We start from the raw sequence: 19,725 nt of genomic DNA, 5'->3' as shown, positions 1-19,725 counted from the left end.
GCTCCGCCCGCAACAAAGCGCGTTTTCATCAAGACGTTCGGCTGCCAGATGAACGTCTACGATTCCGAGCGCATGAGCGAAGCTCTGGCGGCGGAGGGTTATGTCGAGACGAGCGAGCCGGCAGAGGCGGACCTTGCGATCCTCAATACCTGCCACATCCGCGAGAAGGCGGCGGAGAAGGTCTACTCAGATCTCGGCCGGCTGCGCGACATCAAGCGTGAGCGCGCGCGCGATGGCAAGGAGACGCTGATCACCGTTGCGGGTTGTGTGGCGCAGGCCGAGGGTGACGAGATCGTGCGGCGCGCGCCGGTGGTCGATCTCGTGCTCGGTCCGCAGAGCTATCATCGTCTGCCGGAATTGCTGGCGCGCATGCGGCGCGGCGAGACGTCGATTGTCGAGACGGCATTTCCCGACGAGGACAAATTCCAGGCGCTGCCGGACCGTCGCCCGCCGCGCGCGGTGTCGGCCTTCCTCACGGTGCAGGAAGGTTGCGACAAGTTCTGTACGTTCTGCGTCGTTCCCTATACGCGCGGCATGGAATACTCGCGCCCGGTGGCGGCGCTGGTCGCAGAGGCACGGCGCCTCGTTGAGCGCGGCGTGCGCGAAATCACGCTCTTAGGCCAGAACGTCAACGGCTATCACGGCGATGGGCCGGACGGGGCGCCGACTGCCCTTGCTGGGCTGATCCGTCATCTCGCCGAAATCGAGGGGCTCTCGCGCATCCGCTACACCACGAGCCATCCGCGTGACATGAGTGACGACCTCATTCAGGCGCATCGCGACGAAGAGAAGCTGATGCCGTATCTGCATCTGCCGTTCCAGGCGGGTGCGGATCGTGTGCTCGCCGCCATGAACCGCAAGCATACGGCGGGGGAGTATCTCGACCTTATCGGGCGCATCCGGGAGGCGCGCCCCGACATCGCGCTGTCGACGGACATCATCGTCGGCTTTCCGGGCGAGAGCGACGCCGATTTCGAGGAGACGCTCAAGCTCGTCGAAGAGGCGCGTTTCGCACATGCGTTCTCGTTCAAGTACAGCCCGCGCCCTGGCACGCCCGCCGCGACCATGGACGAGCAGGTGCCGGAGGATGTGAAGCGCGAGCGTCTCGCGCGGCTGCAGGATACAATCGACGCCGGCTACCGGCGCTTCAACGGCCAGTTCGTGGGGCAGACGCTGCCCGTCTTGCTAGAAAAAACCGGCCGATACGAAGGCCAGCTGGTCGGCCGCTCGCCTTATTTGCAGCTCGTTCATGCCGATGCCGATCCCGCGCGCGTTGGCGAAATCGTCGAGGTGGAGATCCGCTCCGCGGGCGCCAACAGCCTTTCGGGCGTCATATGTGGGTCAGCATGAACCTGTTAACGGTTCACGCATTGGGCAGGGACGTTGATTCGACGGCGCCCGGTCCTATGCTAGGCTTGTCCGGGCTGGACGCCGAGTCGATCCGGGTCCGGGTTTTTGAAGCGACCGGTTTGTCCGGCTCTTGTTGCAGAATGCCGGGTGGGCTTGGTCCAGTCCCAGGAGACGAGACGCTTGACAGCGATGCGCGGCCAGACGGCGGTAGGTCGAAGGCGAGTGCCTAAATCCCCCATTCCAAGCAAACGCGTGGTGGTGCCTTTCGAGGACAACCGCCACCTCACTCGCCTCCTCGGTGAGTTCGATGCCAATCTGGCGTTGATCGAGGACCGCCTCGGCATCGAGGCGCACGCGCATGGCAATGTCGTCATCCTGTCAGGCTCCGAAAGCGCCTGCGAGATCGCGCGCGAGGTACTGGAAAAGCTCTATGAGCGCGTCACAAAGGGAGAGCACGTGGGCCCTGGAGATTTTGACGGCTTGATCCGCCACGCGCGCCAGCAGGACACGCCTTCGTCCGATGGGCAGGCGCAGATCGCAACGCGCCGCCGCGTGGTCAAGGCGCGTACACCCGCGCAAAGCACCTACATCCGCGCGCTGGACAAGACAGACCTCGTGTTCGGCATCGGCCCGGCCGGCACCGGCAAGACCTATCTCGCAGTGGCCTATGCCGCGCAGTGCCTCGAGCGCGGCGTTGTCGAGCGCATCATCCTGTCGCGACCGGCGGTCGAGGCAGGTGAGCGGCTCGGCTTCCTGCCGGGCGATATGCGCGAGAAGGTCGATCCTTATCTGCGGCCGCTCTATGATGCGCTCTATGATGTGCTGCCGCCGGAGAAGGTGGAGCGTGATCTCGAGAGCGGTGTCATCGAGATCGCGCCGCTCGCGTTCATGCGCGGACGTACGCTCGCCAATGCGTTCGTCATCCTGGACGAGGCGCAGAACACGACAAGCATGCAGATGAAGATGTTTCTGACGCGTCTCGGCGAGAACTCGAAAATGGTGGTGACGGGCGATCCATCGCAGGTCGACCTGCCGCCTGGAATGACGTCGGGTCTCGAGGAGGCGGTGCGGGTTCTGTCGGATGTGGACGACATCACGGCAGTGCGCTTCTCGAACGCGGACGTCGTGCGTCGCGACCTCGTCGCGAAGATCGTGGCCGCGTACGATACGCTTGGCACGGGGAGACCGTGACATGCCCGATTCTGCGGACAGTCGAAGTCGGAGCGAGGGGTGGCGTGAGCTGCCCCTCTGGCTCAGCCTCGACATTCTGCATGAAGCGGGGGACTGGTCGCGGATCGGCGATCGGGATGCACTGATCGAGGCCGCGGGTCGCGCGCTGGCGACGGACCCGCGTTTTGCCTCGCGCAAGCCGACGGAAGCCTGTATCGCGCTCAGCGATGATGCCACCGTGCAGGAGCTCAACGCGCGCTTCCGCGGCAAGGACAAACCGACAAACGTTCTTTCCTTTCCTGCGACGCCGTTGCCCGGCACGGCGCTCGGTCCGTCGCTCGGCGACATCGTGCTGGCGCAGGAAACGATCGAGCGCGAGGCCGCCGAGCAAGGCGTGTCTCCCGCTCACCACCTACAGCATCTCGTCGTGCACGGTCTCCTGCATCTGCTCGGTTTCGATCACGAGACCGAAGCGGAGGCGCGCGAGATGGAAGGCATCGAGATCGACGTGCTTGCAACGCTTGGCATCGCCAATCCCTATGGCGACGACGCAATAGCCCCCTCAATCCCATGACCAATAGCGACGACCAGATGGATGATGTGACCTATGCGCCCGAACGGCGCACCATGCGCGAGAGCGCGAGCGGCTGGCTGCAGAATTTGTGGACACGCCTCGGTCTCGCCGAGCAGCCGACGCTGCGCGACAAGCTCGAGGTGCTGCTCAAGGAGGAGCAGAAAGCGACCGGCGGCTTCTCGCCCGAGGAGCGCAAGATGCTGTCGGGGTTGTTGCGCTTCGGCGCCTCGCGCGTCGACGAGATCATGGTGCCGCGCGCCGACATCATCGCCATCGAAGAGACGGAGTCGCTCGGCTCCCTCGTTCGTCTGTTCGAGGAATCGGGGGTCTCGCGTATTCCGATCTACCACGATACGCTCGATGACCCGCGTGGCATGATCCACATCAAGGATCTGTTCCGCTGGGTTTCGGCCGAGGTCGCGGGGCGGGCATTGCGCGAGCCGATCAAGCAGCGGCCGGCCCATCCCGAAATCAAGGCTGATCCCGCTGCCAAGCCGTCGGAGCTGGGTGGCAACAAGCCTGATCTCAGCCGTATCGATCTCAGCCGGCCCATCGCGGTTTTGAAGCTCAGGAAGCCGGTGCTCTACGTGCCGCCCTCCATGCCGGCGATGAACCTGCTCGTGCGCATGCAGGCGACGCACATTCACATGGCGCTGATCGTCGATGAATACGGTGGCACGGACGGACTCGTCACGATCGAGGATCTCGTCGAGCAGATCGTCGGCGACATCGAGGACGAGCACGACGAGGAGGAGGCGGACCTCATCTATGACGACGCCAAGCTCGGCTTGGTGGCGTCGGGCCGCGCGCCGGTCAAGGAGCTCGAGGACCGGCTCGGGCGGACGCTTCTGACGCCCGAGGAGGAAGCCGATATCGATACGCTCGGCGGGCTCGTGTTCACGATCGTTGGCCGGGTTCCTGCGCGCGGCGAATTGATCCGCCATCCGGCCTCCGGCGTCGAGTTCGAGGTGCTGGATGCCGATCCGCGGCGCGTGAAGCGGCTCAAGATCCATCTGCCGCCCGCGCCCTCGGAGGGCGACGCGCAGCCGGCCGGCTGATCGGGTATGGGGGGCTGGGATCGGATCTCAGACTGGCGTTACACCGTCATGGCGGCGCGCGGGTGGCGCCGCTGGGGCCTCGCGTTCGCCGCTGGCGCTCTCTCGAACCTGTCCATGGCGCCTTTCTTCTTCGCGCCGATCCTGTTCCTGACACTGCCCGTGCTCGTCTGGCTTCTCGACGATGCGGTGCGCCATGACCACGGCGTTCGCGGGGCGGCCCGCAGTGCGGCGGTCGCGGGATGGTGGTTCGGCTTCGGCTACTTCCTGCTTGGTCTCTTCTGGATCGGCGAAGCCTTCCTTGTGGAAGCCGATAAATTCGGCTGGCTCCTGCCGTTCGCGGTGACGCTGATGCCGGCCGGCCTGGCTCTGTTCTGGGCTACGGCTGCTGCTGTGGCCGCGTTGGTGTGGCGCCCCGGTATAGCCCGGCTCGTCACCCTCGCGATTGCGCTCGCGCTCGCAGAATGGCTGCGCGGCCATATCCTGACAGGCTTCCCGTGGAATGTGCTCGGGTATGCGCTGACCTGGCCGGTGCTGTTGATGCAGAGCGCTGGGCTCATCGGCATTTACGGGCTGACGCTCGTTGCGGTGCCGGTTTTCGCAGCGCCTTTGGTGCTGCTCGCGGACGCGAGCGCTTCTGCTCGGCGTCAGGCAGGGCTGCGGGTGCTTGGGCTCTCGGGTGTGCCGCTCGTTCTGCTCGCCGCCTATGGCGCCGTGCGACTTGCGACCGCTCCGTCCGGTCATGTCGATGGCGTTCGGCTCCGCATCGTGCAGCCGAGCGTTCCGCAGCGGGAGAAGTGGCGGCCCGACAGGCAGGCGGCGATCTTCCAGGACCACTTGGCTCTGTCGGCGGTCGACGCGTCAGGGCGCCAGGATGATCTCTCCGGCATCACGCATGTGATCTGGCCGGAGGCGGCGATGCCGTTTCTTCCGCTCGAGCATCCGGAGGCGCTGGCTGCCATTGGCGAGATGTTGCCGGACGGGGCGTTGCTGCTGACCGGCGCGCTAAGGCGCGAGGGCGCTGGCGGCGACCCTGCGGCGGTGCCGATCCGGGCCTACAACAGTCTTATGGTTTTCGACAGCGCGGGAACGCTGGCTGGAACCTACGACAAGACTCACCTCGTGCCGTTTGGGGAGTACCTACCTTGGCAGAGCACGCTCGAGGCGATCGGGCTCGAGCAGCTCACACGCTGGCGCGGCGGGTTCTCGGTCGGTGTGTCGCCGCGGCCGCTGCTCGACGTACCGGGTCTGCCGCCGGCCGGCGGGCTCATCTGCTACGAGGCGATCTTTCCCGGCGTCGGTGCGGCCAGCGCCGGTCCTCCAGCCGTGCTCGTCAACGTCACCAATGACGGCTGGTTCGGCAACACCACGGGACCGCGTCAGCATTTCCATCAGGCCCGCGTGCGTGCCGTGGAGGAGGGCTTGCCGCTTTTGCGCGTGGCGAACAATGGAATCTCGGCAGTCGTCGACGCCAGCGGGCGGGTCGTCGATATGCTCGATTTAAATGTTAGAGGATCTCTGGATTCCCAATTACCCGTGGCGCGGGCTGCTCCGCTCTACGCCATGCTCGGCGACAGTACCTTTTTCCTATTGGCAGTCTTTGGCGCGGGTGCTGTCTATTTTTTCAGCTTTCGCCGGCATCCTCGTTATTCTTGAAAGCACGAAAAACGCTTTCTTTCTGCGACATTCGATCTTCCGCTCGCTGAGGTTGCCCTGTGCGCGGATGCGCAATTACAGGTGTGACGTGAAGTTAATTTCCCATGGGTAAATTATTGACCCCGCGCCCCGACTTCCATAGGCAGAGACGGACCGGCGGCCGTTCAGGGCTTTGGAGTGAAGTATGTCAAAAGACGATGCCATCGACGATGACGTCGACAGCGAGCGGAGTGCCCGCAAGCCCAACCCTATCGATGCGCACGTCGGAACGCGGGTGCGTTTGCGCCGGATGCTGCTTGGCATGAGCCAGGAGAAACTCGGCGAGCATCTGGGCCTGACTTTTCAGCAGGTTCAGAAATACGAGAAAGGCGTTAACCGTATTGGCGCCAGCCGGTTGTTCGATCTTTCGCGCGTTCTCGGCGTGCCGGTGCAATTTTTTTATGATGAAGCTCCGGCCGAGCTGATCGAGACCTCGCTTGTTCCCGGTTTTGCGGAAAAGCCGGCGGAAAGCTATGTAATCGAATTTCTTTCGACCCGTGAGGGCATGGAGCTCAACAAAGCCTTCGTGAAAATAACCGACGCCCGCGTACGCCGGTCGATCGTGGAGTTGGTGCGCGCGCTTGGCGGAGAGGATCCGCTCGACTGAGGAGTTTCCCGTCGGCGGGGCGTGCGTCATTGCGATGCAGGCGCATGCGCAGGTGAACCTGCGAGTGCAGGCAATCGCGCGCACCTGCTAAGCTTTGCACGGGTGCGGTGCTTGACCGGACTTGGTAAAACCGGCAAGACACGCCTGCTACGCTTCTAGGTCCCGCCGGACGCTCGGGGCCGACCGTTTCCCGTTTCACTCGGCAAACTGTGTCGAAAAATTCAAGCAGGCAGCAACGAAGATCGAGGGATCAGGTGGCACGCCAGTCTTATCTTTTCACGAGCGAATCCGTTTCCGAAGGCCATCCCGACAAGGTCTGTGACAGGATCTCGGACGAGGTGGTCGATGCCTTCTATCGCGACGGTCTCGCCGAGGGGCTGGATCCCTGGAGCATCCGCGCGGCCTGTGAGACGCTAGCAACGACCAATCGCGTCGTCATCGCCGGGGAGTATCGCGGTCCGCGCTCGATGACGGTCGCCAAGATCGAGGACATCGCGCGCACCGCGATCCGCGACATCGGCTACGAGCAGGCTGGCTTCCATTGGGCGAACTGCAATATCGAGGTGCTTCTTCACGGGCAGTCGGCCGACATCGCGCAGGGTGTCGATGCCAAGCAGCCTGCCAACCAGGAAGAGGGCGCGGGCGATCAGGGCATCATGTTCGGCTATGCCTGCCGTGAGACGCCCGAACTGATGCCGGCGCCGATCTATTACAGCCACAAGATCCTCGAGGATCTGGCGCGCGCCCGCAAATCGAAGAACGGCGATGCCGCCAAGCTCGGTCCCGATTCCAAGAGCCAGGTGACGGTGCGCTATGAGAATGGCAAGCCGGTCGGCGTGACGCAGATCGTGGTCTCGCATCAGCATGTGGTTGAGGATCTGTCCTCGAAGGACGTGCGCGATATCGTCGAGCCCTATGTGCGCACGGCGCTTCCGGACGGATGGATCGGCCGGGATACGATCTGGCACATCAACCCGACGGGCAAGTTCTTCGTAGGCGGTCCGGACGGCGACACGGGCCTCACCGGCCGCAAGATCATCGTCGACACCTATGGTGGCGCGGCTCCGCACGGCGGCGGCGCGTTCTCGGGCAAGGATCCAACCAAGGTCGATCGCTCGGCAGCTTATGCCGCGCGCTATCTGGCCAAGAACGTTATCGCTGCCGGGCTCGCGGACCGCTGCACGATCCAGCTTTCGTATGCCATCGGCGTCGCCAAGCCGCTGTCGATCTATGTCGATACGCATGGCACGGGTAAGGTTGACGAAGCTGCCATCGAGCTGGCTCTCGACAAGGCCATGGATCTGACGCCGCGCGGCATTCGCCAGCAGCTCGATCTCAACCGGCCGATTTATGCGCGTACGTCGGCTTACGGTCATTTCGGCCGCAAGCCGGACAACGATGGCGGCTTCTCGTGGGAGAAGCTCGACCTCGCCGACGCGATTCAGAAGGCCGTTTGAGCTTTCATCTCGAGCAGAGACCTGAGCGGCCGCAGTGTTCCTGCGGCCGTTTGCGTTAAGGGAAAGGCATCTGTGGATCCGGCTTCTGAAAAATCCTCTCATCCAGAAGCGGCGGAGATCCGTTCGTTCGGACGCCGCCGCGGTCGCAAGCTCAGCGCGCGTCAGGAGCGCTTGCTAACGGAGCTCCTGCCGCGGGTCGCGATCGACCCCAGTGGTCCGGCGCCGACCGACATCACGGCGCTGTTTCCGCCAGGGACCTCCGCCTTTTGGCTCGAGATCGGGTTCGGCGGGGCGGAGCATTTGATCTGGCAGGCGGAGGCAAATCCGAATGTCGGCCTCATCGGCTGTGAGCCGTTCGAGGAGGGGCTGGTCAAGGCTCTGACGGCGGTCGACGACAAGGGGCTCGGCAACATCCGTCTTCTCGGTGATGACGTACGGCCGCTCTTGCGATGGTTGCCGGAGGCATCTCTCGATCGCGCCTTCATTCTGTTTCCCGATCCCTGGCCGAAGAAGCGGCATCGCAAGCGGCGGCTCTTCTCGCCGGATCTGCTGCGACTTCTGGCCCGCGTGATGAAGCCCGGCGCGGAGCTGCGGTTCGCCTCCGATATCGGCGACTACGCAGGCACGGCGCTGTACGCCGTGCAACAAACACCGTTCTTCCGCTGGACTGCAGACCGGCCGGCAGATTGGCGGCAGCGGCCGGCGGACTGGCCGGGGACGCGTTATGAGGTCAAAGCCGGCCGGGAGGGCCGTCGCTGCTATTTCCTGCGGTTTATCCGGGTGTGATTCGGCCAATTCTTACAATTGGCTCATATCGAAGGGGCGCCAGCGGAAGAAAAGCCAGCAAATACGCTTGCAAGGACTGTCACAGTCACGTATCTTTCGTTTGCTCATGATCATCTCAACTCTGAGAGTGGGCCCCTCAAGGGTCCGCTCTTTTTGTTTTGGCAAGCCGGAGACGGCGGCCGGAATGCACCGGGTTATGCAAGGTACGAACGACCGTTTCATCCAGGAGACTGGTCTCGCATCGGAAATCGCGCAGCTCGTCGAGCCCGTGCTCGAGAGCCTTGGATTCCGGCTTGTGCGTATCGAAATATCTGGGCGTGACGGCAAGACCTTGCAGATCATGGCCGAACGGCCAGACGGCTCGATGACGATCGAGGATTGCGAGGCGGTTTCGAAGGCCGTCTCTCCGGTGCTCGACGTCGCTGACATCGTCAGCGACAGCTACCGGCTCGAGATCTCGTCGCCGGGGATTGACCGGCCGCTGGTCAGGCCTTCGGATTTTGTCGATTGGGCGGGCTCGGAAGCCAAGATCGAGCTGAAGTTGCCCGTCGATGGGCGCCGCCGCTTTCGCGGGCACCTCGAGGGCTTCGAGGACGGCGAAGTGCTGATCGAAGCCGATCTCGGCGAAGAGGGCCGCAAGGTCATTGGATTAGCGGTCGACATGATCGCCAGCGCGCGGCTGGTGTTGACCGACGAATTGATCCGCGAGGCGCTGGCCCGCGCCAAGGCGAAGGGCAAAGGACAACTCGGAGACGGCGCGGAAGCCGATCCGGATGATTTGAAGACCGACGACGTGGAGGGTCTCTGACTATGGCAGGCGTAGCAGGCATCAGTGCCAACAGGCTCGAGCTTCTGCAGATTGCAGACGCCGTCGCGCGGGAAAAGACCATCGACCGCAAGATCGTGATCCAGGCCATGGAGGATGCGATCCAGAAGGCTGCGAAATCGCGCTACGGCACCGAGAACGATATCCGCTGCGAGATCGATCCCAGGACCGGCGAGACGCGCCTTTCTCGCGTGCTCGCGGTCGTCGACGAGGTCGAGAACGAGGCGACGCAGATCACGCTCGAAGACGCGAAGCGCCGCAACCCCGAAGCGAAGGTCGGCGATCTCATTGCCGAGAGCCTGCCGCCGCTCGATTTCGGCCGTGTGGCGGCGCAGAACGCCAAGCAGGTCATCGTGCAGAAGGTGCGCGAGGCGGAGCGCGACCGGCAGTTCAACGAGTACAAGGATCGCGTCGGCGAGATCGTCAACGGCACGGTCAAGCGCGCCGAATACGGTAACGTCATCGTCGATCTCGGCCGTGCTGAGGGCATCATCCGCCGCGACGAGATGATCCCGCGCGAGAACGTACGCTACGGCGACCGCATCCGCGCCTACATCTACGACGTGCGCCGCGAGCAGCGCGGGCCGCAGATCTTCCTATCTCGTGCGCGCCCAGAGTTCATGAGCAAGCTCTTCGCGCAGGAGGTGCCGGAGATCTACGACGGCACCGTCGAGATCAAGTCGGTGGCGCGCGACCCCGGCTCACGCGCCAAGATCGCCGTCATCTCGCGCGACAGCTCGATCGATCCGGTCGGCGCGTGCGTCGGTATGCGCGGCGCCCGCGTGCAGGCGGTCGTCAACGAGCTGCAGGGCGAGAAGGTCGACATCATCCAGTGGAACAACGACGCGGCGAGCTTCATCGTCAACGCGCTGGCGCCTGCCGAAGTGTCCAAGGTCGTGCTCGATGAAGATTCGAACCGCATCGAGGTGGTGGTGCCGGAGAGCCAGCTCTCGCTCGCCATCGGCCGGCGCGGCCAGAACGTGCGTCTTGCCTCGCAGCTCACGGGCTGGGACATCGACATCCTGACCGAGCAGGAAGAGAGCGAGCGGCGTCAGAAGGAGTTCGCGGAGCGCTCGCAGGTGTTCATGGATGCCCTCGACGTGGACGAGGTCATCGCGCAGCTGCTCGTCACCGAGGGCTTCGCCTCGGTCGAGGAGGTCGCCTACGTCGAGCTCTCGGAGATCGCCCACATCGAGGGCTTCGACGAGAACACGGCGGAAGAGATCCAGACGCGTGCGCGCGAGTATCTCGAGAAGATCGAGGCCGAACGCGATGCGCGCCGGCGCGAGCTCGGCGTTTCCGATGAACTCACCAAGGTCGAGGGCGTGACGACGGCCATGCTGGTTGCCTTCGGCGAGAACGGCATCAAGACGCTCGAGGATCTCGCTGACTGCGCCACCGACGATCTCGTTGGCTGGACCGAGCGCTCGAAGGACAAGGACGTGGAGCCGGTGCGCCACAAGGGCGTGCTCGAAGGCTTCGAGTTGGGTCGCAAGGAGGCCGAGGACTTGATCATGGCGGCGCGTGTGCTCGCCGGCTGGATCACGGCCGAGGACCTTCAGCCTGCGGCCGAAGAGGGCGCCGAGACTGAGGCGGCCGACGGATCCGAGGCTGCCGAGCCCGCCTCGGAAGCCTAAGGCCGTGACCGCGAACGACAGAGCCTTGGAGGATTTGGGGCATTGGCTGACCGCCGCCGCCAGCTTGATGACGCCGAGCCTGCTGGTCATTCCAGCAGCCAGCGCCTCTGCGCGGCCACACGGGAGGCACTCGATCCCGCGCTCCTGATCCGGTTTGTCGCCGATCCGGACGGTGGCGTCGTTCCGGATCTGGCGCGGCGCCTACCCGGTCGCGGCGTCTGGGTGAAAGCCGACAAGGCGACCGTCGCCCAGGCAGTCCGTAACAACGTTTTCGCGAGGAGCCTCAAGCGCTCGGTCAAGGCCGATCCGGCGCTCGCCGAGCGCGTCGAGCATTTGCTCGAGAAGCGTGCACTGGAAGCTCTGGCCCTCGCCAACAAAGCGGGGCTCGTGACGACGGGCTTTCAGCAGGTGGACGAGCTCATTGCCTCGGGGGCGGCCATCGGTCTTGTTCAGGCCGGCGACGCCGCTGAGGGCGGCCGCGAGAAGCTCGCCCGGAAATTTGCTGCGGTTGCACGTGCCGCGGGGCGCGAAGCGGCTGTGGTAACCAGTCTATCGACAGAACAATTGAGCTTGGCCATGGGGCGGTCAAATGTGGTACATGCTGCCCTCATAAAAGGCGGGGCCGCCGAGCGATTTATGGAAGAGGCCGAGCGGCTCTCCCGCTACCGGTTGGGCACCGCCACATCCCGCGGGCCGGAAAATGCCCAGGATTTAGAGGTTTAACGGATATCGAATGAGCGAAACCAAGGACACTGCCGACAAGACGTTGACCGGGGGCGGACGCAAACCGCTTTCGCTGCAGCGCACCGTTGAATCGGGCCACGTCCGGCAGAGCTTCAGCCATGGACGCTCTAAGTCGGTCGTGGTCGAGAAACGCAAGACGCGCAAGCTGACCGCGCCGGGAGCGCCCGCTGCGGAAACATCTGCGCCCACCGCTGCGCCGGCGGCGCCCAAGGCAGAGACGAGACCTGCGCCGAAGACGCCGCCGCGCGCCGATGCCGGCAAGAGTGATCTTCTGCGTCCGGAGGAGCGCGACGCACGTGCGCGCGCTCTAGCCGAAGCCCGCAAGCAGGCGGTCGTCGATGCGCAGCGCGCTGCCGAGCAGCAGCGCGAGGAGGCGGAAGCTTCGCGTGCCGCAGCAGCTGCCGCTCCGGCTCAGCCGCCGGCTCCTGCAGGGGAATCGGCCAGCGCGGCCGCTCCGGCGCCAAGACCGGCTGCGACGCCCGCTCCTGCCCGCCCGGCTCCGGTCGAGCGTACTCAGCGTCCTGCCGGTGAGAGCGCTGGCGGGCGTCCGCCGCAGCGTCAGCGTCCTGCAAGCTTCGATCCGCGCTTTGCGCCGCGCGAAGGTGGGCGTCCGAAGCAGATCGAGATTCCGCGTCCGGCCAGTCCGCCGCCCGCCGCCGATCGCGGCGCGGGTGAGGTCACCAAGATCGTCAAGGAAGTCCGCGCGCGTCCCGTGGCCGCCGAGGCCGGTGACGACGAGGAAAGCCGCGCCATCAAGCGCGGCGGCAAGCTGGTGCGCGTTCCGGTCAAGGCGCCGACCACGGACACCAAGCGCGAGCGCGGCAAGCTCACCATCAACAACGCGCTCGACGAGCAGCAGCGCGAACGGTCCCTCGCCTCGCTCAAGCGCAAGCGTGAGCGCGAGAAGCTCAAGGCGATGGGCATCCAGCAGCCGAGGGACAAGATTGTGCGTGAAGTCGTGATCCCCGAGGCGATCACCATTCAAGAGCTCTCCAACCGCATGACCGAGCGCGGTGTCGATGTCATCAGGTTCCTGATGAAGGAAGGCGCCATGCATAAGATCACCGACGTGATCGATGCGGACACGGCGGAGCTTATCGTCACCGAGTTCGGCCATACGCCGAAGCGCGTCTCGGAAGCCGACGTGGAAACCGGCTTCATCGGCGAGAAGGATACGGAAGACGCACAGAGCCCGCGTGCGCCCGTGGTCACAATCATGGGACACGTCGATCACGGCAAGACGTCGCTGCTCGACGCCATTCGCAAGACCAATGTCGTGTCAGGCGAAGCGGGTGGCATCACGCAGCATATCGGCGCTTATCAGGTGTCGACGCCGTCCGGCGACAAGGTGACGTTCATCGATACGCCCGGCCACGCCGCGTTCACGGCGATGCGTGCCCGCGGCGCCAAGGTGACGGACATCGTGGTGCTGGTGGTGGCGGCCGACGACGGCGTCATGCCGCAGACGGTGGAAGCCATCAATCACGCCAAGGCTGCGAACGTGCCGATCATTGTTGCGATCAACAAGATCGACAAGCCGGCCGCGGATCCGAAGCGTGTGCAGACCGACCTCCTCTCGCACGAGATCGTCGTCGAGAGCATGGGCGGTGAGACGCTCGAGGTTCCGGTCTCGGCGTTGAAGGGCACCAACCTCGACAAGCTGCTCGAGACGATCCATCTGCAGGCGGAAGTGCTCGATCTCAAAGCCAACCCGAATCGGTCGGCCGAAGGCATCGTGATCGAGGCCAAGCTTGAGCGTGGCCGCGGCCCGGTTGGCACCGTGCTCGTTCAGCGCGGTACGCTGCGTCTCGGCGATATTGTCGTTGCCGGTACCGCCTGGGGCCGCGTGCGTGCGCTGATCGACGATCAGGGCAAGAACGTCGATTCTGCCGGGCCTTCTGTCCCTGTTGAGGTGCTGGGCTTTGATTCCGCCCCCGAGGCAGGCGATCAGATCGCTGTCGTCGAGAACGAAGCGCGCGCGCGGGAGATCACAGACTACCGCATCAGGAAGCGTCGCGAGACGCTCGGCTCTGCGGGCACGCCGCGCACGCTCGAACAGATGATGCAGACGCTGAAGGATGCGGCCGGAAAGAAGGATTTCACCCTTCTCATCAAGGGTGACGTCCAGGGTTCTGTCGAGGCCATTCAGGGCGCATTGAAGAAGCTCGGAACGGACGAAGTCGAGGCTCGTGTCGTGCACTCGGGTGTCGGTGGCATCACGGAATCCGATGTTGCGTTGGCCGGGGCATCGAAGGCCGTCGTCGTCGGCTTCAACGTGCGTGCTAACGCGCAGGCCAAGCAAGCGGCCGACAGCCAAGGCATCGAGCTTCGCTATTACAGCATCATTTACGACCTCGTTGATGACGTGAAGGCGGCTATGTCCGGCCTTCTCGCGCCTACGATACGCGAGAACTTCCTCGGCTACGCTTCCATCAAGCAGGTGTTCAATATCTCGAAGGTGGGCAAGGTCGCTGGCTGTATCGTGACGGAAGGCAAGGTCGAGCGTGGCGCCAAGGTGCGCTTGCTGCGCGACAAGGTCGTTATTCACGAGGGCACGCTGTCGATCCTGAAACGCTTCAAGGATGACGTGAAGGAAGTGCCGGCCGGACAGGAGTGCGGCATGGCATTCGCTAACTACCAGGACATCCGCGAAGGCGACGAGATCGAGTGCTTCCAGGTGGAGACGATCCAGAGAAGTCTCTAGTCGCTCACGGCTGCTGTTCCGCTCGTTTCGCGAGCGGGCAGCCTCCGCGGGGGCGCGACACTTGTCGCGGGTCGCGTCCAAGCGGAGCTTGGCTTCGCCAAGACGCTCCCCGGCTGCTTTGCAGCCGATTTTTGCTTCATTTTAGAGGCCAATGCCTCGTACCGGTTCGACCCCGGTAGGATTGAGAAGATATGTCCAGACAGAAATCCCAGCACGGCAAGGGGCCGTCGCAGCGACAACTTCGTGTCGGCGAGCTGATCCGCCACAAGCTCGCGGAGATGCTCGCGCGCGGCGAGATCTACGATGATGTGCTCGCGTCGCACGTGGTGACGATCACGGAAGTGCGCATGTCGCCGGATCTCAAGCTGGCGACAGCCTACGTGATGCCGCTCGGCGGCAAGGACACCAAGGTCGTCATCGATGCTCTGGCGCGCAACAGCCGTTTCATTCGCGGCGAGATTGCGCACGCGGTCGATCTCAGGTCGGCGCCAGAGGTTCGTTTCCGCGAGGATGAGACCTTCGAGGAGGTCACACGCATCGATCGGCTCCTGCATAGCGACAAAGTGCGTCGCGATGTGGAGAAGGACTAACGATGTTGGACCGGGAGCTGACCTATCAAATGCCGTTCGAGCGGCTGACGAAGCTTTCGCGCTCGGCGAGCCGCAAGGCGTTTTCGACGCCCTGGCGGCTGACTTGGTTGCTGCTCGGTTCCTATTTCGCGCTTCTAACGCTTCTCGTCGTGTTCGATGACGTGATTGACCGGCTGGAACGTGACGCGGGTATTCCCTGGTGGTTCTGGCTCTCGCTGCTGGTTGTGGTTCTGATCGGCGGGCTTTTCCTGCTTCGGCGACGTTGGCGGCGGCTGATAAAAGGGCGTGTCGACTTCGACAGTGCCGTGAGCTTTCGCCAGGATCCCGGCGGCGTTCGGTTCGCGACATCGCAAATCGAGTACTACATCAAGTGGGATGGCATCAGTCAGATGCTGCTCGAGCACGACGGCGTCGTGATCTCCCACGGCTCGCTGTTTTTCATGATTCCCAACACTGCATTTGCTGATGAGCACGAGCGCTCCGCACTGGTTCGCGATGTTTTCGGTCGATTGAACGCTGCGGCGCGCGAGCGGAGCGAAGAATTTCTTCGCCCCGTGCTCGATTTAGCCTCCGCACGATAAGGATTTGACGTGGCACGACGCAAGAAAGGCAATCCGGTTCACGGCTGGCTGGTGCTCGACAAGCCGCTCGACATGACGTCGACGCGCGCGGTCGGCATCCTGAAGCGGCTTTATTTCGCGCAGAAGGTTGGCCACGCCGGCACGCTCGATCCGCTCGCCACCGGAATTCTGCCGATCGCATTCGGCGAGGCGACGAAGACGGTGCCGTTCGCGGTCGAGGGCGAGAAGGTCTATCGCTTCACCGTGCGCTGGGGCGCCGAGACGGCGACGGATGACGCGGAAGGCGAGGTGGTCGCCAGCGGCGAGGGCCAGCCCACGGTGAAAGACATCGAGGCGCTGCTGCCGCAGTTCACCGGTGAGATCATGCAGGTGCCGCCGCGCTTTTCGGCCATCAAGGTCGATGGCGAGCGGGCCTATGCGCTCGCGCGTGACGGTGAGGACGTCGTGCTCGAGGCACGACCCGTCTTCATCGACGAATTGCGCCTGATCGACGTGCCGGACAACGACAGTGCCGTTTTCGAGGCGCGCTGCGGCAAGGGAACGTATGTGCGTGCCATCGCGCGCGACCTGGGCCGGACGTTCGGATGCCGCGGGCACGTGATCGCGCTCCGGCGGACGCGCGTCGGGCCGTTCAGCGAGGAGAACGCAGTCGGTCTGGACGAGATCGAGGATGCGACCGAAGCCGGAGAGGATCTGACCTCCTTCCTGCAGCCGGTCGAGATCGCGCTCGGCGAGATCCTCGAGGTTAACGTCAGCCCGTCCGATGCGGCCGATCTGGCGCAGGGGCGCAGTGTGCTGATCCGCGGGCGCGACGCACCGGTTCTCGGTGGGGCTGCCTACGCCATGTCCAAGGGCCGCATTATCGCGCTGGGCGAGATCGAGAAGGGCGCGCTGCACCCAACGCGGGTGTTCAATTTCGGCGGTTAAGGCCGAAATGCTGCCCATCCGCGTCACTACAACTCAGCCGTGTGCGAAGGTGGCTGATTTCGCTCGCGTGGGTGCTACAAATGTGTATAAAGCGCCATCCTGTCCGCGCCTTGGGTGCGGGCGGCGACTTTTTTGAGACCGATGATTCACGTGTCGGATGAAAAGATCCGACACGATCATGGTCATATTTGCGACCTGGCTGGACGACATCCCGGCCATGGCCGCCTTCCTGGCAGCCCGTCTTCGCTCAATGAAGCGCGCTGCTCTCCAACCTGAAAGGAGATTCTGATGTCGCTCACGACTGAAGCCAAGGCTCAGCTTATCAAAGACAACGCCACCAAGGCGAACGACACCGGCTCGCCGGAAGTGCAGGTCGCGATCCTGACCGAGCGTATCAACGGCCTTACCGAGCACTTCAAGACGCACAAGAAGGACAACCATTCGCGTCGCGGGCTGCTCAAGATGGTCAGCCAGCGCCGCCAGCTCCTTGACTACGTCAAGCGCAAGGACGAGGCGCGCTACAAGAAGATCATCGAGAAGCTTGGAATTCGCCGCTAAGCGCCGCGGATCGAGGCTGCGATGCCAGGGTTTTCAGGCTCCGGACCTTCGCGAATGTGAGGGTCTTTTCTCGGCGCGCTTCTTATCGGAAAACCGGTATCCCCTTTTCCGGAAGCACTTTTGGGCGCCGCTGACCTTTTCGGTTCGCGGCGCCATCCGCATTCGTGCTAAGGAAGCCGCGCATCAAAAGACATGAAACAGAGATAGAACGAAAGAACGAACATGTTCGATATTCATCGCGTGGAAATTGAATGGGGCGGGCGCAAGCTTAAGCTCGAAACCGGGCACATGGCCCGTCAGGCTGACGCCGCCGTCTATGCGCAGTATGGCGAGACCAGCGTGCTTGCCACCGTCGTCGGCGCCAAGAGCGTCAAGCCTGGCATCGATTTCTTCCCGCTGACCGTCAACTACCAGGAACGCACGTATGCCGCCGGCAAAATCCCGGGCGGCTACTTCAAGCGCGAGGGCCGTCCCACCGAGAAGGAGACGCTGACCTCGCGCCTCATCGACCGCCCGATCCGTCCGCTCTTCGTCGAGGGTTTCAAGAACGAGGTGCAGGTCGTCGTCACGGTACTCAGCCATGACCTCGAGAACGATCCCGACATCGTCGGTATGGTGGCGGCTTCCGCCGCGCTGACGCTGTCCGGCCTGCCGTTCCTCGGACCGATCGGCGCCGCGCGTGTCGGCGTCATCGGCGGCGAGTGTGTGCTGAACCCGATGATCGACGAGATGCCGGAAAGCACGCTCGATCTCGTTATCGCCGGCACGCAGGACGCCGTGATGATGGTCGAGAGCGAGGCCAAGGAGCTATCCGAGGCTAAGATGCTCGAGGCCGTCATGTTCGGCCACAAGCACTTCCAGCCGGTGATCCAGGCCATCATCAAGCTCGCCGAGAAGGCCGCCAAGGAGCCGTGGGATATCCAGATCCCCGACAAGGGCAAGTACAAGGACAAGGTGCGTGAGCTTGCCGGTGACCTTCTGAAGACCGCCTTTTCGACGAAGGAGAAGGGCAAGCGGCAGGATCTTTGCGCCGAGGCCAAAAAGAAGGTCGTCGAGGGCATCGAATTGCCGTCCGAGGATCCCAGCGAGAAGGTGCTGCTTTCCGACGCCTTCAAGGCGCTCGAGATGGACATCATGCGCGGCGACGTCTTGAAGACGAAGCGGCGCATCGACGGGCGCGACCTCGAGACCGTGCGTCCGATCCTTTCGGAAGTGCACGTGTTGCCGCGTACGCACGGCTCGGCGCTGTTCACGCGCGGCGAGACGCAGGCGCTTGTCGTGGCGACGCTCGGCACCGGTGAGGACGAGCAGTATGTCGACAGCCTCGAGGGCACGAAGAAGGAGCGCTTCCTGCTCCACTACAACTTCCCGCCCTATTCGGTGGGCGAGACGGGCCGCATGGGCTCGCCCGGCCGGCGCGAGATTGGCCACGGCAAGCTTGCTTGGCGCGCCGTGCGTCCGCTGCTGCCGAAGGCCGATGAGTTCCCGTACACGCTGCGCGTGGTCTCGGAGATCACCGAGAGCAACGGCTCGTCGTCGATGGCGACCGTGTGCGGCACGTCGCTCGCTCTGATGGATGCCGGTGTGCCCCTGAAGTCGCCGGTCGCCGGCATCGCCATGGGTCTCATCAAGGAAGGCGATGGCTTCGCCGTGCTGTCGGACATCCTCGGCGACGAGGATCACCTCGGTGACATGGACTTCAAGGTGGCGGGCACCGAGAATGGCGTCACCGCGCTGCAGATGGACATCAAGATCACCGGCATCACCGAGGAGATCATGAAGGTCGCCCTCGAGCAGGCGAACAAGGGTCGCCTGCATATCCTGGATGAAATGTCCAAGGCGCTGACCGGCGCCCGTGAGGAACTCGGCGAGTACGCGCCGCGCATCGAGACCATCAAGATCCCGACCGACAAGATCCGCGAGGTGATCGGTTCGGGTGGCTCGGTGATCCGCTCGATCGTCGAGGAGAGCGGCGCCAAGATCGACATCGACGACGATGGCACGGTCAAGATCGCCGCCGCCAAGCGCGAGAGCATCGAGGCGGCGCTCAACCGCATCAAATCCATCACGTCCGAGCCCGAGGTTGGCCAGATCTACAAGGGCAAGGTCGTGAAGATCATGGAGTTCGGTGCGTTCGTGAACTTCTTCGGCGCCAAGGACGGCCTCGTTCACATCTCGCAGCTCACGCAGGGCCGTCCGCAGACGGTCGGCGAGGTCGTGAAGGAAGGCCAGGAGGTCTACGTGAAGCTCCTGGGCTTCGACGACCGCGGCAAGGTGCGCCTCTCGATGAAGATCGTCGACCAGGCTACGGGTGCGGAGATCCCGCGTGCCGAGGGCGAGCCTGAGGAGGTGTTCTCGGCCGAGCGTCCGCCGCGGCGCGAGCGCGAGGGTGGCGGTCGTCGCCGCCGCGAGTAGTCACGCGCGATGAGATTACGGACGGCGGCGAGGCAATCGCCGCCGTTCT

General features: G+C 63.9%; 17 protein-coding genes. All 17 read left to right on the top strand.

Annotated features, from left to right (window positions below):
- Positions 1-27: 27 nt before the first annotated feature.
- Entirely contained in the window at positions 28-1,350 is a 1,323-nt protein-coding gene (gene miaB, locus CS1GBM3_RS08995) for a tRNA (N6-isopentenyl adenosine(37)-C2)-methylthiotransferase MiaB (protein ID WP_280173509.1), read from the top strand.
- 189 nt (positions 1,351-1,539) lie between these two features.
- Positions 1,540-2,541, top strand: a complete 1,002-nt coding sequence (locus tag CS1GBM3_RS08990) for a PhoH family protein (RefSeq protein WP_083567366.1) — start codon at positions 1,540-1,542, stop codon at positions 2,539-2,541.
- A 1-nt stretch (position 2,542) separates the two neighbouring features.
- On the top strand, positions 2,543-3,094 hold the full coding sequence (gene ybeY, locus CS1GBM3_RS08985) for an rRNA maturation RNase YbeY (protein ID WP_072394723.1): 552 nt from the start codon (positions 2,543-2,545) through the stop codon (positions 3,092-3,094).
- Positions 3,091-4,152 carry a hemolysin family protein gene (locus CS1GBM3_RS08980; RefSeq protein ID WP_072394722.1) on the top strand — a complete coding sequence of 354 codons (1,062 nt, stop codon included), beginning with the start codon at positions 3,091-3,093 and terminating at the stop codon, positions 4,150-4,152. Before ybeY ends, CS1GBM3_RS08980 begins: the two co-directional genes overlap by 4 nt.
- A gap of 6 nt (positions 4,153-4,158) precedes the next feature.
- On the top strand, positions 4,159-5,805 hold the full coding sequence (gene lnt / locus CS1GBM3_RS08975; RefSeq protein ID WP_072394720.1) for an apolipoprotein N-acyltransferase: 1,647 nt from the start codon (positions 4,159-4,161) through the stop codon (positions 5,803-5,805).
- Positions 5,806-5,989: 184 nt separating this feature from the next.
- The gene (locus tag CS1GBM3_RS08970) at positions 5,990-6,451 is read left to right on the top strand and encodes a helix-turn-helix domain-containing protein (RefSeq protein WP_072394718.1); all 462 of its coding nucleotides are present in this window, start codon (positions 5,990-5,992) and stop codon (positions 6,449-6,451) included.
- A 254-nt stretch (positions 6,452-6,705) separates the two neighbouring features.
- Entirely contained in the window at positions 6,706-7,908 is a 1,203-nt protein-coding gene (gene metK, locus CS1GBM3_RS08965; RefSeq protein WP_072394715.1) for a methionine adenosyltransferase, read from the top strand.
- Between the two features lie 72 nt (positions 7,909-7,980).
- Entirely contained in the window at positions 7,981-8,694 is a 714-nt protein-coding gene (locus tag CS1GBM3_RS08960) for a tRNA (guanine(46)-N(7))-methyltransferase TrmB (protein ID WP_072394713.1), read from the top strand.
- Positions 8,695-8,878: 184 nt separating this feature from the next.
- A complete protein-coding gene (gene rimP / locus CS1GBM3_RS08955; RefSeq protein WP_244534602.1) occupies positions 8,879-9,502 on the top strand; it encodes a ribosome maturation factor RimP in 624 nt (207 codons plus the stop codon).
- 2 nt (positions 9,503-9,504) lie between these two features.
- Positions 9,505-11,157: a transcription termination factor NusA gene (nusA, locus tag CS1GBM3_RS08950; protein WP_072394707.1), complete on the top strand. Its 1,653-nt coding sequence runs from the start codon at positions 9,505-9,507 to the stop codon at positions 11,155-11,157.
- A gap of 42 nt (positions 11,158-11,199) precedes the next feature.
- The gene (locus CS1GBM3_RS08945; RefSeq protein ID WP_072394704.1) at positions 11,200-11,880 is read left to right on the top strand and encodes an RNA-binding protein; all 681 of its coding nucleotides are present in this window, start codon (positions 11,200-11,202) and stop codon (positions 11,878-11,880) included.
- Positions 11,881-11,890: 10 nt separating this feature from the next.
- Positions 11,891-14,605 carry a translation initiation factor IF-2 gene (gene infB, locus CS1GBM3_RS08940; protein WP_072394701.1) on the top strand — a complete coding sequence of 905 codons (2,715 nt, stop codon included), beginning with the start codon at positions 11,891-11,893 and terminating at the stop codon, positions 14,603-14,605.
- A 191-nt stretch (positions 14,606-14,796) separates the two neighbouring features.
- Positions 14,797-15,195: a 30S ribosome-binding factor RbfA gene (gene rbfA / locus CS1GBM3_RS08935; RefSeq protein WP_072394698.1), complete on the top strand. Its 399-nt coding sequence runs from the start codon at positions 14,797-14,799 to the stop codon at positions 15,193-15,195.
- Positions 15,196-15,197: 2 nt separating this feature from the next.
- On the top strand, positions 15,198-15,776 hold the full coding sequence (locus tag CS1GBM3_RS08930) for a hypothetical protein (protein WP_072394695.1): 579 nt from the start codon (positions 15,198-15,200) through the stop codon (positions 15,774-15,776).
- 9 nt (positions 15,777-15,785) lie between these two features.
- Positions 15,786-16,703 carry a tRNA pseudouridine(55) synthase TruB gene (gene truB / locus CS1GBM3_RS08925; protein WP_072394692.1) on the top strand — a complete coding sequence of 306 codons (918 nt, stop codon included), beginning with the start codon at positions 15,786-15,788 and terminating at the stop codon, positions 16,701-16,703.
- 288 nt (positions 16,704-16,991) lie between these two features.
- Positions 16,992-17,261 (top strand): 30S ribosomal protein S15, encoded by a 270-nt coding sequence (rpsO, locus tag CS1GBM3_RS08920; RefSeq protein ID WP_072394689.1) that lies wholly within the window; start codon positions 16,992-16,994, stop codon positions 17,259-17,261.
- 222 nt (positions 17,262-17,483) lie between these two features.
- The gene (gene pnp, locus CS1GBM3_RS08915) at positions 17,484-19,676 is read left to right on the top strand and encodes a polyribonucleotide nucleotidyltransferase (protein ID WP_072394686.1); all 2,193 of its coding nucleotides are present in this window, start codon (positions 17,484-17,486) and stop codon (positions 19,674-19,676) included.
- The last annotated feature ends 49 nt before the right edge of the window (positions 19,677-19,725 follow it).

The sequence above is a fragment of the Hyphomicrobium sp. CS1GBMeth3 genome, assembly GCF_900117455.1.
Classification (GTDB): domain Bacteria; phylum Pseudomonadota; class Alphaproteobacteria; order Rhizobiales; family Hyphomicrobiaceae; genus Hyphomicrobium_C.
This window is presented reverse-complemented; position numbering and strand designations above follow the sequence as displayed.

Excerpts from the sequence above, each read along its gene's own strand:
- lnt (WP_072394720.1), top strand. The coding sequence starts at position 4,159 with ATGGGGGGCTGGGATCGGATCTCAGACTGGCGTTACACCGTCATGGCG.
- nusA (WP_072394707.1), top strand. The coding sequence starts at position 9,505 with ATGGCAGGCGTAGCAGGCATCAGTGCCAACAGGCTCGAGCTTCTGCAG.
- rbfA (WP_072394698.1), top strand. The coding sequence starts at position 14,797 with ATGTCCAGACAGAAATCCCAGCACGGCAAGGGGCCGTCGCAGCGACAA.
- ybeY (WP_072394723.1), top strand. The coding sequence starts at position 2,543 with ATGCCCGATTCTGCGGACAGTCGAAGTCGGAGCGAGGGGTGGCGTGAG.
- CS1GBM3_RS08980 (WP_072394722.1), top strand. The coding sequence starts at position 3,091 with ATGACCAATAGCGACGACCAGATGGATGATGTGACCTATGCGCCCGAA.
- CS1GBM3_RS08930 (WP_072394695.1), top strand. The coding sequence starts at position 15,198 with ATGTTGGACCGGGAGCTGACCTATCAAATGCCGTTCGAGCGGCTGACG.
- infB (WP_072394701.1), top strand. The coding sequence starts at position 11,891 with ATGAGCGAAACCAAGGACACTGCCGACAAGACGTTGACCGGGGGCGGA.
- pnp (WP_072394686.1), top strand. The coding sequence starts at position 17,484 with ATGTTCGATATTCATCGCGTGGAAATTGAATGGGGCGGGCGCAAGCTT.
- rpsO (WP_072394689.1), top strand. The coding sequence starts at position 16,992 with ATGTCGCTCACGACTGAAGCCAAGGCTCAGCTTATCAAAGACAACGCC.
- CS1GBM3_RS08970 (WP_072394718.1), top strand. The coding sequence starts at position 5,990 with ATGTCAAAAGACGATGCCATCGACGATGACGTCGACAGCGAGCGGAGT.
- rimP (WP_244534602.1), top strand. The coding sequence starts at position 8,879 with ATGCACCGGGTTATGCAAGGTACGAACGACCGTTTCATCCAGGAGACT.
- CS1GBM3_RS08990 (WP_083567366.1), top strand. The coding sequence starts at position 1,540 with ATGCGCGGCCAGACGGCGGTAGGTCGAAGGCGAGTGCCTAAATCCCCC.